The following is a 15327-nucleotide window of genomic DNA, read 5'->3' as shown; positions in this document are numbered from 1 at the left end:
GCCGGGGCTCATCCCCGCCAGCGCGGGGAACACGTCACTGAGTATGTGCAGGGTGGGCTGACCCGGGGCTCATCCCCGCCAGCGCGGGGAACACCTGCGAGGCCCCCCAAGGACCCAACGCGGAAAGGGCTCATCCCCGCCAGCGCGGGGAACACCACAGTCCGCGCCACAGCCTTCCACGGATACCGGGCTCATCCCCGCCAGCGCGGGGAACACAGAATAATTCCACCCAAGGCATCGACCGGCCAGGGCTCATCCCCGCCAGCGCGGGGAACACGCTGTCCCGTACGTGAATGAGCTGCTGGCCCGGGGCTCATCCCCGCCAGCGCGGGGAACACACGCCGAGGTCTACAACTTCCAGTACGCCACCGGGCTCATCCCCGCCAGCGCGGGGAACACACTTGCTGACCTGCGGTTTTATCCACGGGCCAGCAAGTTTTGATTCATCTTGATTCTACTCGTCCATCAATTTGACCGACGACGAGCAGCTTTTCGGTACCTGCTTGCATTGCTCCATCCAGGTCTCACATCGGGTTCTGCAGAGACCTCCTTTCTGGAAGCAGGCCTGAGAATCATACTGACGCCATCCATGTCGATGGGTTGCCATTGATTTCGGTGAACACGAAACGCCATTCTCTGTTCACCCCTCGTAGAATGCACCATTATTGCGCGGCCATCCTTGGCCAACTCGATGATTCTCGCCCATAGGAGTTCCCGGACCCGTGCGGAAATAAATCCAACGAAAACACCTGCACTGATTTCCAACAACCACTTGCTGAGATCGCCGCGGAGCCCTTCGGGGCAGGCGGACAAAACTACTACGACCATTCGTCGGGCTCCGGATCTGGTTCCAATTCAGGCCCCGGTTGGTAGTTCGTACCAGATGCCACTTGGCCACGTTGGTCGTCCCACAGATTTACGACGTCGGCATCCCAGTTGGCTTCGACCTCACCATCGTCTTCAGGCATCAAAAGACGTTTGATATCGCGGGCGCAACGTTCCAAAATGGCCCCATCATGCACGGCATCGCGCACCGCGCGACGCGTCTCAGAACCGGGACTTGACGGCAGTTCCTTGGCTACGGCAAAGGCCACGGGGATGGTGATTTCCGCCTTGTACAGGTCCGCAATGTCGTACACGAATGAACGTGAATGACCGGTGTGAACAAAGCCAAGCCCTGGGGAGCAGCCCATGGCTACGATGACTGAATGCACGATGCCATACAGACAAGCGTGTGCAGCAGACAGGCATTGGTTGATGGTGTCGCCAGCACTAAAATCTTCTGGTGTGTAGTCCCGTCGGCTCCATGCAACGCCCGTGGCTTCCGATTGCTGACGATAAATCTTGCGCACCCTCGCACCTTCCCTGCCCCGGAGCTGTTGCATGCTCAACGTGCTGATCTCCTCACCAGGAAACCTCATGCTGTACATTTCACGAGCCACAGCGAGCCTCAATCGTTGGTTGGAGACTCGGGCTGCTTGGGCCTCCAACAGCCGCGAGGATCGAGCGAGGGATCGTCCGTGTGCGTAATACCGGACGCCCCGTTCGCCGACCCAGACAGCCGTCGCTCCGCAATCAGCCAAGAGACACATTGCCGGATGGGTCACGCGCGTGCCGGGGCCCAGCAGCAACGCGCCAAGCGTTGCTGCTGGGATATGGATGACACCACGCTCGTCGGTCACCGTGATGGCATTGGCATCCCTATGAACGATGCACCGTTCAACATAGATGAAAGAAATACGGTCCTTGGACCGCACCAATTCTTGCAAGTCCGGTGGACGAGCGCCGGTCCCGCTAGCCATTTTGGCTCATGTTTGCGATGGTCAGCAGCCCGCACCCGTAGGCTTTGGCGCGGCCAATACCTTGCGTCAGTGCTGTCTTAAACAACTCATGGTCAGTGACCACCAATTGACCATCAAATTGGGCGCGGACCAAAGTCACTGCAGCCGTCTTGCCGGAATGATTGGGATCTTGCCGGGCAAACGTCGACTTGGTTTTGGAATTGACCTGAACCCAGGGTTCCCCGTCCGGTCCGTCAGCTATCAAGAACCCGTTGGCTTGAGACCGCTGCCTGAGCCACTCGATCTGCTGATCTGGAGTGACGTGCGCAAGACGCTTGCCTTTCGTCTCCCCCATAGCCGACTGCTTGACCGGATTTGCTTGCAAGCGAAACCCCCATTGCTGCTGGTTTGCAACGCGCTCCAGAAGCGGGGTGTAGTCCCGGCTCTGCCATGTTGAAGTAGCCCATCCTGCTTGCTCGATTACATGGGTGAAGTCAGGTTCCTTTGGAGAAACGACGTAGAGATTAACGTCGTGGTTCAAACGATCAACCCGCCACAAGACACGTTGACCCACCGTGTCCGCGGGTGGAAACGATGACATGACCGCAGCATGCATGGCCTGCGGGTTCCCCAAGAGGAAGCGTCCACCACGTCGTGCAGGATTCAACGCCATTTTCGACAAGTACATCTAGCTGCCTCCCAGCTCTGCCATTGGTTCATGGGCAGACTCTTTCCCATACGGGTTCTTGACGTACTGCGGGCGAGGCCGGACAACGGTACGCCAAGCGTATTCCCTCGACTCAGGCGAAAAGCTCAACGGCACATCACGAACTGTTTCCCCTAGTTCATTCGATGTAAGCGCATCACGAACTATTGAAAGACTCACTTCAACTGCGCTCTGCTTCCTTTGATACCAATCCGCTGCCTGCCAATTTTCCTCCCGCAAGGCGGTGTCCAGATCGGTTTCCCGGATTCCAAGACACACCTTTCCAGAGGGAACACACGAGCGCCTACCAAGATAAAGCGGGAAGACAGGATCGGTAAGCGCATCCTGGAGCCCCTGGATGAGCTCTGATTCCCCTTCGACAGCAGCAAGGAACACTGAATCTGCCAAATAGTAGCGGTAGGACAATGGCATGGATTTACTCCCATCCGGGCTGATTGCAACTTGAAAGTCACGCAACAACTGCCCAGGCTGATCAATGCGAACCCCAAACTTCAATTGGGCCAGATCCTCGATGGGTTCCGTTCGACGCCGCCCTTGGGCTGCCGCCAGCATCCCAAGAATGCCGCTCTTGGTTGGTTCTTGCCTGGTCCCCCGACTGACGAACCGGCTACTGTCCCCCCAGGCTTGCATGGGGCCCGCCAGCCGAAGCATCAAGACGCTCACACCGTCTGTCCCATGCGGGTGCCGAGATCTTCACCCAGTGCGGTGATCAAGCCACCCATGGTGGTCTTCTCCCCCAACGCTTCCAATGCAGTGGTCGCACTAGTGGGTGAGATGACGAACGTCCGGGCAGGAACCTGGGAGAATGCTTCATTCAGATCGTTTGCATGCCTGGCCAAGCGCTCTGCAGCAACCTGAAGCCGGCCTTTGCCGTCTTGGGCCTGGACAGCTTCCTCGAAAGCGCCCACCAAGTTCACGGGCTGGCGTTCCCTGATTGAAACCACGACGGCGTCCGGGAGTGTGCGGTTGGCAAAAGTATTCTGTTTGCCTGTCGGCATCGATTCGATGAATGCCCGCACGAACGCTTCAGCAGCCCTAACGGCGGCAGCGTTGTCACCCAAGTTGGCCACCAGAGCATTCAAATTGACTGTCGCATAGCGGTACAGAGTTGAGGAGTTGAACTCGACCGTTCCGATCATCCCGGCACCGGACTCTTCTTCCGGGTTGATGTCGTCAACAGCCGTGAAGTAGTCAAATTCTGTCTCAACAGGGTGGACGCTGATCGCATGGGCAACCTGTGAACTGGCGTCCACGTTGAGGTCAGCATTGTCCGCAATCATCCGGCCGAACAGTGCAATGTCAATGCTGTGTTCGGAATCGAGCACTTCCTTGACGGTCTTCTTCGTGAGTGCCTCGCCACCACCGCGCACAGCAAGAATCAGCTCAGCCAGGCGGAGCGCCTGAAGATTGCTGACAAACATCAAGTAGCCAATGGTTTCCGGTTTAGCCTTGCCATCGGCCGCCTTAGTCTGCTTTTCAAACTTGAATCCGCCGGTCGTCAGGGCTTCGGCGGCCAGCGCATTCGCCTCATCAACTTCCAGCTTGCCGACTGCCACAAGCTGCTCGGCGACCATCTCCACGACGCGCTTGGTGCGGGTTCCCAACTGGGATTTGTCCAGGGCTTCACTGAACTCGCGGCGAACAGCCTTCTTCCATGCCTGGCTGGAGACACGGGCGCGGCGTGTACCTCCGAAGATGGCGGTTTTGGGCGAACCGGTGTCGTCCCGGTTGATGTTGCTCGGCGGGACGGTCTGAAGAACGTGAATGTCCAGGAAAGTATTGCTCATGAAACTTCTCCCTTACTTGTTTTCTGCTGATGTGGATGTTTTTGACGATTCAGTTTTGCTGGGTTTGAAGAGTTCGTAGGAATAATCCCGCCCCCAATGTCGTCGAACGGAGTCAGCTTGGTCTGCGAGCTGCAGTTTCCTCAAGTCCTCCGCAAAACGGCCGTAGTCAAGGCTGATGTCAGCGGCCCTAAGCTGCTGGATGAGTCCACGTGCATGGGTCACCAACTCGTCAAAGGTCACTGCGGTCAGCAGCGCATCAAATCTCCGCTTGACTGCCTTGGAGACTTCCGGCGACTCAGTTGCAGATCGGCTCTTTGCCAGTTTTGCGACGGCACGCCCCAATGAAGGACCCTCGCGATGCATTGGTGTTGTCTTGGACTGTTGGTGCACCGCATACAGAGTCATTGCGGTGTGCGCAGCGTGTTCCCCTTCTGACGGCGCGTCCGTTTTGCCGACATACCAAGGCGGAAGCCCCACAACAGTGACATCCCAAATGTCTGGATCCACACCTGGCTCTTTGCCCACCGCCCGACGTAGCATGGCCAAAGTTGCAGCTGATCCGCGTCGGTCACCAAAGACATAGGATTTTTGCAGTACATCCACTTTCTTATGGATGAACTCTTCCAGCGTGCTGTTCGTTTCCTTTTCCACGTGTCATACCCCCTTACTTGTTGAGTTGGCGTCAGCCAGGGCACGCGCCCTGGCTCCTTCAATTTCTGCCTTGAGCGGCAGGTGTAGACGAAGCTTGTATGCGATGCGGTTTTCCGCCGTAGCCGCGGAAATGAGACGCCCATCGACATAACGTCCAATGACCGCTGCGGTGCTTGCGAAAGAGACCTCTGCGGCGATCAATTCTTGAAGAATTTGACGGGCTTTGAGATTCCACGCCTCCCGAACTGCTTCAGGCTCTTCTTCGCCCCGCAGTCCAAGTACCCATGCCCGGAACGGTTCCTCGACAGCGAAGAAAGCGCGCTGTCTGATCCCTTCACGAGGGGGTTCCGGGTCGCCGCCAGCGGCAACGCTCAACTCACCGGCAAAGCTCCCCAAAGCCCAAATGGCGTGGTCCGTTTCTGCCACCGCCGTCTTGACGGCCTCGGAGACCTCAGCGGAGGCCGAGGCAAGAAGGCTCAAGTGCATTGGCAGGGATTCATCGATAATCTCGCTGACCACGGAACTTTGGGTCCCATAGATCATGCCCACCAAACGGGCATTCAATACCGCTTGTGGATCCAGGACTCGGTTGTTGGCCAGCAGCGCCACCCATTCAGTCACTTTGGGCGGAAGCAGCTGGACAATGCCGTTCTCGTCCGTGGCGGAGGATGTTCCTTGAATGAGCAGCGAGGAGATGCCACGCCACAGCGTCCGCTCGGCGTCATGTTCTTTGGGCATATAGGTAGCCTCTTTGAACTTTGCGCTTTGGGGTTTGCTGTAGCGGTAGGCCGTGTAAGCATCGGCAAGCATATTCTGGGGAGCCAGTTTGTCACCGTTGGAGACCATGACTTCCACAACCCGGCCGTCCCGGGGGAACAGCCTGACCCTGCGGCTGGGCCAGGTCAACGCGTCTGATGGACCTCCCGGTTTCTGCCCTGAGCGCTCTTCGCCAGGCCCCAGGGGTGGCCGCTCCCAGACAGGAATGTCCTCACTGCCCTGCTGGCTGGATGCCGTTTGCAGGTCCAAGTTCAGCAGCAGTGTCTCACCCAGGTTTGAGCCTTCAAAGTAGACGCCGCCGGTGCTGCCAACCCAACCTGTACCAATTGGATACCCCTTTCCGCCTTTCACACGGACGTCACCAATTGCGCCTGACTTGATGCCAGAAAAGTCGAAAGCGTTCACATGGATCAGCCACCGGGCGGCCTCAGCAAAACTCAGAGAGTCCAGGCCGCGGCCGGCGCGAGTTGTGAAGTACTGGTGCCCGCTGGGGACGTCGGCAATCAGGCGGGAAACGCCGTCGTACTTTTCAGACTGGGTACTCAGGTCCGCCACCTGCATGAAGGGCTCTTCACCGTCAAAGAGCTGGAAGGAATCTTCAACTGCCTGTAAATAGTGCGAGGCCACAGCCCAGAGCGTTTCAGGTTCACTGGAGTATTGCTGCCAGATTGAAACCATATTTTCCCGCTTGAAGACGGGAATGGCCCGGTACAAGATTGCCAGCAAGAGACGCAATACAGCGTAGTCCTGGGTGGGCAGTTCACCGGCGAGGCGCCGCACTTCGGAACGCCGCTCGAAGATGTCCCACAGGGAAAGCTCCGTCAGGGAACCATCCAGCATGGAGCAGCTGATCCACGGATCCCGGACCAGGCTAAAGGTGGGGTGTACGTCGCTCATGAGTCTCCTTTGTCCAATGTTTTGTGTTGCAGCCCAAGCCTTTTGTCGTAATGCAGTTCAACACCATCGATCACGGCGGTTAGCGATTCATCCAGAAACAGCACCAACTGTCCTTTCAACCAGGGAGATTTCTGCCAGGCGGCTACTCCATCCGCTTCGAGTTCATGTAGCACCTTGTCTACCCGGTACCACTGACAAAGTAAGCCAGGCAGCCGCACAGTGCACGAACTCAATGCCCTTGCCATGTGGTATTCGGGCGGGGTGTCCATAGGCACCACCTGGTCACCGAACTCCGTCAGATGCGGCAGGAACCGTGCCCCGTCGCTCCGATACATGAGAATGACCTCGATGGATTCGTCGATATCCCGCACCCTGGCCATGCCTTTGGTTTCCTCTTTGGCATCTCCACGATTGGTCTCCAGGAACCCGGTGGCGGCACCGAGGGTGAACTCTTCAGGCTTCTTCAAAAGAAATGTTTGGGCATCGCTGACCTTCCGGGCAAGCAATTCCTCGTGCTCCTTTACGGCCTTATCCATCACAGAAGCCCAAGTCGATGGCACAGTGAATTCCTCTGCGTACGCCGCTTGGACCAGGTCCGGGATTTCGCTCGGGATGGCAATTTTTTCGCCGCCAGAACGCTTGTTTTCCAGGACGGAAGCGCTGCGCAGGAGCGCCCACTGCCCGTAGACAGCAATGGACCCCTTATCGAATTCCGGCGGCTCGCTTTCCCAGTCAACCACGCCCCGTACCCAGCACGTTGGCTCCTTGAAGTGCTGCAGCCGCGGCTTGGCAGGAGTCCTGCGCCGGTGCAGCCGTCCGATGCGCTGCAGCAGCAAGTCCGTTGGAGCAAAATCTGACACCAAGAGGTCAAAGTCAATATCGAGCGACTGCTCAAGCACTTGGGTGCCAACAACGATCAGGCGGTGCGGCCGTTCTCGACCAGCCCTTGCGACGAACTCATCGGGTCCAAGGAGTTCCCTGATGCGCAGTTCCACCTCGGCCCTGTCTGGCGCGGCAAAACGAGAGTGGTCAAGGATCAGCTCCTCTGGCTCACAGACTTCGGCCAACGCGGCCAAAACTTCCTGGGCTCTGTCAACTGTATTGCAGATAATCCCGACACATCCTCCATCTGCAGTCGCTGCCTTTACATCTGCGACTAGGACAGAAACCTCATCTGCCATGGCCTGCAGCCGGACCTGGATTCCTGCACTTGTGGCTTTTGGCAGCGCCATGGTTGGTCCCGTTGAACTGCTCGCAATAACGAGTGGGTATCCCGGATTTCCATCGAGGGCAGTCGCTTTTGCCGGCTCTGGTTTTGGAGTACGACGCCGGCCAAACTGTTTTGCGGGCAGCGGTACCTCCTGCCCTTTCCTTCCGTTTTCATACGCTTCCATGAGGGCTTGTCTTGTTGCGGCGGGAAGGGTTGCCGACAACATGATGACCGGCACCTCATACCGTGCTAGCCAGTGGAGCACCCGTTTCAGGTACTCATTCATGAACGAATCGTAGGCGTGAACTTCATCGATGATGACTACTTTTCCGACAAGTGACAGATGCCGTAAGACAACATGCTTGCTTTGAAGTGCGGAGAAGAGAATTTGATCAACTGTTCCCACAACAAAGTTGGCGAGCAAGCCCTTCTTGCGCCCGGAGAGCCATTGATGCGCGATAACAGCATGTGGTTCATCCCCGCCTTTTCGGGAATCGGTGGCTTCGTCGTAGACCGAGCTGATTGAACTGTAACGGGGCAGACCAGCGAATTCGTCGTTCAGGCTTGATTTCGAGTGGGCCAGGAACACGCTTCGGGTGGCATTCGCTGACTCAGAATCTGGTAATTTTTCCACCCAGTCAAGGAATCTGGTCAACATACCGTTACTCGTGGCCTGTGTCGGGAGGCCGATGATCACACCGCCGAGCCCCCACTTGCTGGCGAAAACTTCTGCCGCGGCAAAAGCAGCTTCAGTTTTTCCTTCACCCATGCCCGCCTCGATGACCATTAGTCCAGGCTCCGCCATACCCGTGGCAACTTCCACAGCTTTGCGCTGCATGGCATTGGGTTGGATATCGGCGGGGAGCCCAAATCTGCCCGCAAACGATTCTTCAAACGGCGGGCGGTCTCTCGGAGCACGCCACGGAGGCGGAAGCAGCCTTTGGGCCCAAGCTTTGGCCACGCGTTGGGCGGTTTCTGTGTAGTCGTTGTAGCCGAAGATCTCCGGATCGCTCACATTCCAGTCGGCAATGATCACTACTCCTGTCAGCAGCATTTGCGACTCTGGGCTCAATCTCCGGGTGCGCCATTGATCAAGAAATTCGTTAGCTCCGGTAAATTCCGCACAGGCGTCAAGCAGTTCCTTCTGGACTTCATGCCAGGCTCCCCTGAGGGCTGGAAGCGTTTCGTCTGATTGACGAATGGAGCTCTGGTTTGGTGGAACCCCATGGTGGCCGCCAGAGATTGATGCATAGGAAGCTGCGATTGCTGGACTGAATCCGCGGTTGCTCTCCAACCAGTCCCGGAGAATAGAGTAGCCGAGCACCGAGTGCGGGATGCGCTGTTCCGGAGTGTAGTCATCAGCAATTGGCAGCGTATGGCCGCGCATGTTGTCGGCCAGTCCGGGCACCTGGTAGGAGAACCTCGGGTGGATTTTTCCAGAATCGTGCGTAGCTGCAAGCCACATCACAAGTGTCCGGGCTTCGGGCTCATCCTTCGATCCTGAACCTTGAACGATCTGCTGTTTCACGGACTCCGGCAGCCACTCATCCCAGAGCCTTGCGGCAACTCCAGCACTGTCCGTCATGTGACGCCACAGTGACATGGAATCGCCCGTATCACGGTCTGATTTTGCCCAAACTGAGTGCGCTGCTGCAGAAATCATGGAGTCCCCCGTCCATTTGATCTTCAATGTCAGAGCCTTCAAATAGCCTCTAGGCATGACTGTAAGCCACCTCACTAGACCTCGTCAAGAGCAGCAACACACTGTTTGTCATTCAAATTTAATGGGACAATGAAAATGCGCTTGCGGATGGATCGGAGCCCACCCACAAGCGCCTCAGCACACGAAGAACCAAAACCCAGGCGATCCTAGGAACAAAATCCGCCCAAAAATGGCACGCACTGTTTGTCGGGTTCATCCCCTGAACTGCTTGCAGAGGAGCCGGTGCTGCATGAATAACTCTATTAGACATATATCTGAACTTGACATTCAAGTTCCCTTTCGAGGGGCACAGCTCGTCGGATCCGCTGTTGGAGCGATTCACGTGTTTCAAGGCAGAATTGAAGCTGTGACCGCCAACACCAATCCCGACGACAGCCAGGAGCCGCTGCCTGGCCTCTCCCCCGGCACCGATCACGCCCTGGAACGGGAAATCGAGGAACTACGCCTCGACAACGCCCGCCTGCGCAAACTATTGGAACTCAGTGCGGAGGAAGCAAAAGCAGCCCGCCCGGACCAGCCAGCATTCGCGGCAACAGTCACACCTCTGGGCCCCGTCACGATGCACTCGCCGCCGGAAACCAAGGTGCACTTTTACCAAAGTCTGTTTCGCGCACGCACGGATGTGTACGCCAAGCGTTGGGAGAATCCAACAAAGGGGACTTCTGGCTGGGTGCCCGCGGTTGCTGGCGGATGGTGGAAGGGTAGCTCCCGCAACGAGGCCAACTTTCTGCCACTGACGCCGGAAACCATCGCAAGCCATCTACGCGGCGATTCCCACATCGGCTTTTACCCGCTGCTGCAAAACGACACCTGCTGGTGGATTGCAGCCGACTTCGACGGTGCCGCTGCCATGATGGATGCCCTTGCCTACGTCAAGGCGGCGCGGTTCAGAGGAATTCCGGCAGCCCTAGAAATCTCGCAGTCCGGGCGCGGCGCCCACGTGTGGATATTCTTCAGCGCGCCCGTCACCGGCGAGCGCGCACGCCAGCTTGGCACCGGGCTGATTCATGAAGCCATGGGCCTGCGCGGGACCATGAAACTGTCGAGTTACGACAGGCTGTTCCCTTCCCAAGATTTCCATTCAGGCAAGGGCATGGGCAACTTGATTGCAGCCCCCATGAACGGAATGCGACGCAAGCACGGCACTACCCTGTTCCTAGACACAACCACGCTGGAGCCCTACACAGACCAGTGGGCCTACCTGTCTAGTCTTGACCGTCTCACCCCTGCAGCAGTTGCAACACTCATTCGCAGGCTGCCGGCAGTCAGGCTCGGACAGGAGGTAAGCCGGTTGGAACTGCCGCAGTCCTCACAAATCGTGCCCCGACCTGCCCTCATTGTGCGGGCGATCTTCGCCGCACGACTCACCATCCGTTCCAACGAGCTCGGCCCCGCCATGATTTCCGCAGTCAAGCACGCGGCGTCAATGTTGAACCCCGAGTTCTATGAACGTCAGCGGCAGCGCAGATCTACATGGAACGTGCCGCGCATTCTGCACTTCTTCGATGAGACCCTCGAAGGTGACCTCGTCTTGCCACGTGGTCTGCTCCCCTTGCTTCGGCAACTCGTTGAGTCGGCTGGAAGTACGTTGAAGATTGAAGATCAGAGAATCGCCGGCGATCCCCTCAACGTACAGCTGAATGCAAGCCTCCGCCCTGAACAGCAGCAGGCCTTAGACGCGATGATGGACGTGGAGCAAGGCATCCTCGTTGCTCCACCGGGTGCGGGCAAGACCGTCATGGCCTGCGCCGCCATTGCCCGGCGAGGCGTCTCCACCCTCATCCTGGTGGACCGCAAGGCGCTTGCAGACCAGTGGCGCACACAGATCCGCGAGCTGCTCGGTGAGAAACCCGGCCAGATCGGCGGCGGCCGGGCAAAAACGACAGGGCGCATCGACGTCGCACTCCTGCCCACCCTGGCCCGCCGTGACAACGTCGCCGAACTGGCCGCAGGATACGGCTTCGTCATTGCCGATGAATGCCACCACGTCCCTGCTGCTGCTTTCAGCCACGTCATGAACCAGATTCCTGCTAGGTGCTGGCTGGGCCTCACCGCCACACCGTACCGCCGCGACAAACTGGACGCGCTCATGTACCACCAGCTCGGCCAGGTTGAGCACACCATCGCGCCAGTAGCCTCCGCCCAACTGCCCCGCCACGAGCTTGAGATTCCGGCACCTGCATTGGAATTGCAACTCCACCGCACCAGCTACATCTATGCGGGTGACGCTGATCCGAGCGAGCCCGGCCAAATATCGGTCATCTACAGGGACCTGATCGAGGACCAGTCACGTTTCGAGCAAATTTACGACGGCGTCATGGCCGCTTACGCTGCCAACTCGCGCATCCTCGTGCTCACCACGTGGAAAGCTCACCTGGAGAAATTCCGCATCCATTTCGAAGAAGCCGGCCTGACCCCCGTCGTGTTCTCAGGTGGGATGAAGGCGGCGGACCGGCAGGCCGCCGTCGAACTTTTGAATAAAGCACCAGACGACCAGCCGCTGCTGGTGCTGGGAACCGGCTCGTTCATTGGGGAGGGTTTTGACTGTCCCAAGCTGGACACCTTGTTTCTGGCCGCACCAATTTCCTTCAGGGGACGGCTTGTACAGTACGCCGGTCGGATCACCCGGCCGTATCCGGGCAAGGCTCGCGCCGTGGTCCACGACTATTGGGACGAGCTGACTCCAGTCCTCGCATCGTCTCTAGGCAAGCGTGCGCCGGGCTATATTTCACTAGGATTTCCTGATCCCAGAAAACTCTGACGCCACAGTTTGAGTCCCAACCGAATCCGATTTTCCAGCTACGACCCACCAGCAAGTTGAGTTCTTGGATGGCGCCGCAGTACTTCCGGAACTTTGCTGTCGACGTCGATCCAACTGCCTAGCTCTGGATCGATGAAGCCCGCCAACCGAATGAGCTCGTCGTACCTCAGGGGGATGTCACCTTCCCAAATTCGGTGGTGGTGGCCGATTCGGTTGCGCAGTGTGCGCATGGACTTCACCTTGTCACTGATAAGTCGCTGATTCCGGGCCGGCGCGTAGGGAAAAGCCGATGCAAGATCCGGCCACAGGAACATCTGGTTCTTGGAAACCATTTGGTGCCAGAACCCGAAAGAGATCTCCGAGATGATCTGGTCTGGAACAACTAGCTTGTTGTTGTGGCGCACTCGCTCAATGGCAATCGCGATGTCGGCGTATGGATGCCCGTGCTTTCGACCGCGTCGACCTCGGCCTCGGCCTAGTTCACTCGCCTCATCAAAAATCCAATGGCTTCCCCTGCCCAGCTTTCCTTGGCGGATACTCATTTGTCGATCAATGGCATTCCGAAGGGCCACCTCTAGGTGACCAAGGGAGCCCCAAAATGCGGATGAGACATCCGTTTTCCACGCGTAGAGAGCCATTGCAAGTTCCGCATTGCCGCTGGCTTCCACCACGTACTGGGAAAGACGAGCCTGGCTGAAATTGCGTTCAGCAAGCTCCCAGATTTTTGAGTTGTCCATCTGATGCTGCCTCGAGTATTCTTGAAGAGAACATCCCGGAACCGTCCCTGTAGTCCTCCAAGAGGACCGATCAAACGGCCGGGATTCTGCTTTAAGCATCTTTTCACTTTTCCGGGTGCCGAACCGTTCAACTCCTTCGCCCTGTGGATAACCCCCATCCTGGCAGGCAGCCGAACTTGGGTCTTCTGCCTTTGTTGCTGTACGAAGAGAATCCTAGGAATGGCCCATCGCCGCGCAGGCCCGGTCCAGAAACTCAGCCACCTCTCGCGGATGCGACAGCAAGGGCGCATGGCCGGAATTGACCTCCGAAACTGTGGCTCCCATGGCCGCGGCCATTTCGCGCTGCAAAATGGTTGGCACCGCCTGATCCGCCGCGGCCACCAGATAGTGGGTAGGAAGATCCAGCCAGGCCGGCGGCCCTACCTTTGTCCTGTCCACGCCGATCCGCACCAACCGCTGCGTTGCCGCGGCAATCGCCAGGGCTTCGGCCGGAATGTCGGTACCCATCACCGCCCCAAAATGTTCCCTAGCTATATAGGTGTAGTTGCCCGCAACCACCACATGGCGAGGGATGAGACTGCCGGGGTGCTTCCTGGACAGCCCACTGACGGATTCGCCCTCCGCCGGGGCAAAGGCTGCAACGTAGGCTAGGGCCTTCACGGCGTCGGATCCGCGTGCAGCTTCACCCACCACCGCGCCGCCGTAGGACCAGCTGGCCAACAGGACTGGCCCGGAGACCGTGGCGAGGGTTCGGCGGACGGAGGCAACGTCGTCGTCAAAGGACTCTAGGCTCAGCTGTGCCGCCACGGGGTGGTGCCCCATGGCCCGCAGTTCCGTGATCACCTTGGCCCAGCTGGTGCCGTCAGACCAAAGCCCGTGCACCAAAACAATTGCTGCCATACCAGCTCCTTAGATGGTGAAGTTATGCCCAACGTACCAAAGAACCGAGCGGGAATTGCCAGACAATGTGTCGGCGCCGACGGTTTGATGAGCGAAGCCAAGCCCATATGCGCACAATGAGTCGACTTGCACTTATTTCACTTACCGGGCGTGATTGAAATATCTGAAAGGAGTCACCGCGGCTACTGTGCGTGCAGCTCGCGAACTCAACACCATCGACCTCACAGCCACTGAAATTTCCGAGGCCCAGGCAGTGGTCTTGAAATTCAAGGACGTCCACCCAAAGGACCTTCGCATCAAGATCGAGACCAAGGACGGACTGGCAGTGCAATTGCCAGCTGGACTGGTTCGACTCCTCCGAATCGTTCTGAATCTAGCTTCTTCGGGGCAACCCATAACCTTGAGCCAGCCCCCATTGGTTTTAACAAGCGTTGAAGCTGCAAAAACTTTGGGAATGTCTCGGCCAACCCTGCTCAAACTAGCAGCAGAAGGCAAGGTACCCTCCACAAAGGTGGGGACTCATACTCGGTTTACCCGCGAAGCCATTCGAAAGTTTGCTGAGGACCTCCAAAACGAGCAACGGAACGCTTTCGATGATTTCCGTGCCATTGAAGACACACTCGGCATTGTTGACTAGGATCCATCAGATATGGCTCCTGACTGCATCACATCAGGTATGCAGCTAGGGGCCACCAAAGTTTTTCTCGACGCCAACATCCTCTATTCACGCACTCTTCGTGACTGGTTTTGTCTCCTGTCACAGGAAAGCGGCCTTGATGGCATCGCCTTGCATTGGAGCGAGGACGTTTTGGCCGAGATGATCTACCACCTCAGGAAGAAGAATCCGCACCTGTCTGACGCAGAAGTTGGCGGCTGGAGGAGGACACTCGTAGAGGGCTTTCCCAATGCGATCGTCACCGAGTACGTCATCGATCCTCAGTTCTTGGCCGGAGACCCCTGTGATGCCCATGTCATTGCAGCCGCTTAAAAGGGGAAGGCGGACTATATGGTCACAAGCAACGTCAAGGATTTCGCAGCTCATGCCGACAACCTGGAGTTTGAAATTTACGCCCCAGACCAGTTCCTTTGTCTCATCGCCGAACGCCGACCAGACGCGACATACTCAACAACTAAGCGGCAGTTCAAATATTGGAGCGCTAAGTCGGGATCCAAGGAACTTCCCGCAGCCCTGACTGACGATGGCGCACCCTTATTTGCCAACGAAGTACGTAAAATTCTGCAGCAAATAGCATTGCGAGCCGACTACTAGACGATATGAGGTGAGGGCCGGGGCCTTCTGTTTCACAGCTTCCGTGGGTTGCCAGTGAACAACCTCCTTGGCATTTCGGCCTTTGGAGCGTTGCATTGGTAGTGCC

Annotated in this window: 14 protein-coding genes and 1 CRISPR repeat array (1 of these 15 only partly in view); of the genes, 4 read left to right on the top strand and 10 right to left on the bottom strand. The window is 57.6% G+C overall.

All coding sequences use genetic code 11. The features are described 5' to 3' along the window. A CRISPR array of direct repeats spans positions 1-399; the repeat unit is 29 nt; unit sequence GGGCTCATCCCCGCCAGCGCGGGGAACAC; it reaches 6395 nt to the left of the window's first position. Positions 400-465: 66 nt separating this feature from the next. From cas2e to cas3, 8 genes are read right to left on the bottom strand one after another with little or no spacing between them, the layout of a single operon-like run. After that, the gene (cas2e, locus tag ACX80Q_RS15960) at positions 466-828 is read right to left on the bottom strand and encodes a type I-E CRISPR-associated endoribonuclease Cas2e (protein ID WP_459331516.1); all 363 of its coding nucleotides are present in this window, start codon (positions 826-828) and stop codon (positions 466-468) included. Then, positions 819-1757, bottom strand: coding sequence for a type I-E CRISPR-associated endonuclease Cas1e (gene cas1e, locus ACX80Q_RS15955; RefSeq protein ID WP_459331515.1), 939 nt, complete (start codon positions 1755-1757; stop codon positions 819-821). The genes cas2e and cas1e overlap by 10 nt, the downstream gene beginning before the upstream one ends. A 37-nt stretch (positions 1758-1794) precedes the next feature. Beyond that, positions 1795-2469: a type I-E CRISPR-associated protein Cas6/Cse3/CasE gene (gene cas6e, locus ACX80Q_RS15950; protein WP_459331514.1), complete on the bottom strand. Its 675-nt coding sequence runs from the start codon at positions 2467-2469 to the stop codon at positions 1795-1797. Further along, a complete protein-coding gene (cas5e, locus tag ACX80Q_RS15945) occupies positions 2470-3171 on the bottom strand; it encodes a type I-E CRISPR-associated protein Cas5/CasD (RefSeq protein WP_459331513.1) in 702 nt (233 codons plus the stop codon). After that, positions 3168-4295: a type I-E CRISPR-associated protein Cas7/Cse4/CasC gene (cas7e, locus tag ACX80Q_RS15940; RefSeq protein ID WP_459331512.1), complete on the bottom strand. Its 1128-nt coding sequence runs from the start codon at positions 4293-4295 to the stop codon at positions 3168-3170. The genes cas5e and cas7e overlap by 4 nt, the downstream gene beginning before the upstream one ends. Positions 4296-4307: 12 nt before the next feature. Then, positions 4308-4946: a type I-E CRISPR-associated protein Cse2/CasB gene (gene casB, locus ACX80Q_RS15935; RefSeq protein ID WP_459331511.1), complete on the bottom strand. Its 639-nt coding sequence runs from the start codon at positions 4944-4946 to the stop codon at positions 4308-4310. A gap of 3 nt (positions 4947-4949) precedes the next feature. Further along, a complete protein-coding gene (gene casA / locus ACX80Q_RS15930; RefSeq protein WP_459331510.1) occupies positions 4950-6620 on the bottom strand; it encodes a type I-E CRISPR-associated protein Cse1/CasA in 1671 nt (556 codons plus the stop codon). Further along, positions 6617-9493 (bottom strand): CRISPR-associated helicase Cas3', encoded by a 2877-nt coding sequence (cas3, locus tag ACX80Q_RS15925; protein ID WP_459331509.1) that lies wholly within the window; start codon positions 9491-9493, stop codon positions 6617-6619. The genes casA and cas3 overlap by 4 nt, the downstream gene beginning before the upstream one ends. A gap of 406 nt (positions 9494-9899) precedes the next feature. On the opposite strand from cas3, the gene ACX80Q_RS15920 reads away from it, so the two are divergent. After that, entirely contained in the window at positions 9900-12314 is a 2415-nt protein-coding gene (locus ACX80Q_RS15920) for a TOTE conflict system archaeo-eukaryotic primase domain-containing protein (RefSeq protein ID WP_459331508.1), read from the top strand. A gap of 38 nt (positions 12315-12352) precedes the next feature. Here the strand turns inward: ACX80Q_RS15920 and ACX80Q_RS15915 are convergent, their stop codons facing one another. Together ACX80Q_RS15915 and ACX80Q_RS15910 are read right to left on the bottom strand one after the other, a co-directional pair. Next, positions 12353-13051 carry an Abi family protein gene (locus ACX80Q_RS15915; RefSeq protein WP_459331507.1) on the bottom strand — a complete coding sequence of 233 codons (699 nt, stop codon included), beginning with the start codon at positions 13049-13051 and terminating at the stop codon, positions 12353-12355. Between the two features lie 213 nt (positions 13052-13264). Then, positions 13265-13951 (bottom strand): alpha/beta fold hydrolase, encoded by a 687-nt coding sequence (locus ACX80Q_RS15910; protein WP_459331506.1) that lies wholly within the window; start codon positions 13949-13951, stop codon positions 13265-13267. Positions 13952-14138: 187 nt separating this feature from the next. Between ACX80Q_RS15910 and ACX80Q_RS15905 the strand changes: the two genes are divergently transcribed. Genes ACX80Q_RS15905 through ACX80Q_RS15895 form a run of 3 tightly spaced genes read left to right on the top strand, consistent with a single transcriptional unit; the run spans position 14139 to position 15221 of the window. After that, positions 14139-14588 (top strand): helix-turn-helix domain-containing protein, encoded by a 450-nt coding sequence (locus tag ACX80Q_RS15905; protein ID WP_459331505.1) that lies wholly within the window; start codon positions 14139-14141, stop codon positions 14586-14588. 12 nt (positions 14589-14600) lie between these two features. Continuing rightward, a complete protein-coding gene (locus ACX80Q_RS15900) occupies positions 14601-14939 on the top strand; it encodes a hypothetical protein (protein ID WP_459331504.1) in 339 nt (112 codons plus the stop codon). A gap of 18 nt (positions 14940-14957) precedes the next feature. After that, positions 14958-15221: a hypothetical protein gene (locus tag ACX80Q_RS15895; RefSeq protein ID WP_459331503.1), complete on the top strand. Its 264-nt coding sequence runs from the start codon at positions 14958-14960 to the stop codon at positions 15219-15221. The last annotated feature ends 106 nt before the right edge of the window (positions 15222-15327 follow it).

It is taken from the genome of Arthrobacter sp. HLT1-20 (assembly GCF_054510895.1).
This window is presented reverse-complemented; position numbering and strand designations above follow the sequence as displayed.

Excerpts from the sequence above, each read along its gene's own strand:
- cas2e (WP_459331516.1), bottom strand. The coding sequence starts at position 828 with ATGGTCGTAGTAGTTTTGTCCGCCTGCCCCGAAGGGCTCCGCGGCGAT.
- cas6e (WP_459331514.1), bottom strand. The coding sequence starts at position 2,469 with ATGTACTTGTCGAAAATGGCGTTGAATCCTGCACGACGTGGTGGACGC.
- cas7e (WP_459331512.1), bottom strand. The coding sequence starts at position 4,295 with ATGAGCAATACTTTCCTGGACATTCACGTTCTTCAGACCGTCCCGCCG.
- casA (WP_459331510.1), bottom strand. The coding sequence starts at position 6,620 with ATGAGCGACGTACACCCCACCTTTAGCCTGGTCCGGGATCCGTGGATC.
- cas3 (WP_459331509.1), bottom strand. The coding sequence starts at position 9,493 with ATGATTTCTGCAGCAGCGCACTCAGTTTGGGCAAAATCAGACCGTGAT.
- ACX80Q_RS15915 (WP_459331507.1), bottom strand. The coding sequence starts at position 13,051 with ATGGACAACTCAAAAATCTGGGAGCTTGCTGAACGCAATTTCAGCCAG.
- ACX80Q_RS15910 (WP_459331506.1), bottom strand. The coding sequence starts at position 13,951 with ATGGCAGCAATTGTTTTGGTGCACGGGCTTTGGTCTGACGGCACCAGC.
- ACX80Q_RS15900 (WP_459331504.1), top strand. The coding sequence starts at position 14,601 with ATGGCTCCTGACTGCATCACATCAGGTATGCAGCTAGGGGCCACCAAA.
- ACX80Q_RS15895 (WP_459331503.1), top strand. The coding sequence starts at position 14,958 with ATGGTCACAAGCAACGTCAAGGATTTCGCAGCTCATGCCGACAACCTG.